The following is a 329-nucleotide window of genomic DNA, read 5'->3' as shown; positions in this document are numbered from 1 at the left end:
ACTGGCTCAGGCGGATATAGACGTAGCCCGGATCGAGCTGTCGCACTTTCACGCTGGTGACGGCGATGCGCTCGCGCACCAGCGGCAGGTCGATCGGCTTGTCCGACTTTTCGTGCAGGATGGTGAGGGTGATCTTGCTGCCGGGGTCGCCGCGGAGCGTCTTGAACGCCTCTTCGATGTTCTGGCTGTCGACGACCATGCCGTCGACTTTGACGATGGTGTCGCCCGGCTTGATGCCCGCGCGCGATGCGGGCGTGTCGTCGATGGGCGAGACGATCTTCAGCGTACCGTCAACCTGCAGTACCTCGATGCCGAGGCCGCCGTACTGG

Annotated in this window: 1 protein-coding gene; it reads right to left on the bottom strand. The window is 63.8% G+C overall.

Annotated features, from left to right (window positions below):
* A partial coding sequence (locus tag CBX98_RS25825; RefSeq protein WP_146192937.1) for a PDZ domain-containing protein occupies positions 1–329 on the bottom strand: 329 nt, incomplete at both ends.

It is taken from the genome of Vibrio sp. T9, from assembly GCF_003123985.1.
Lineage (GTDB): Bacteria > Pseudomonadota > Gammaproteobacteria > Enterobacterales > Vibrionaceae > Vibrio > Vibrio diabolicus.
The sequence above is the reverse complement of the archived record's forward strand: the minus strand, read 5'-3'. Positions and strand labels throughout refer to the sequence as shown.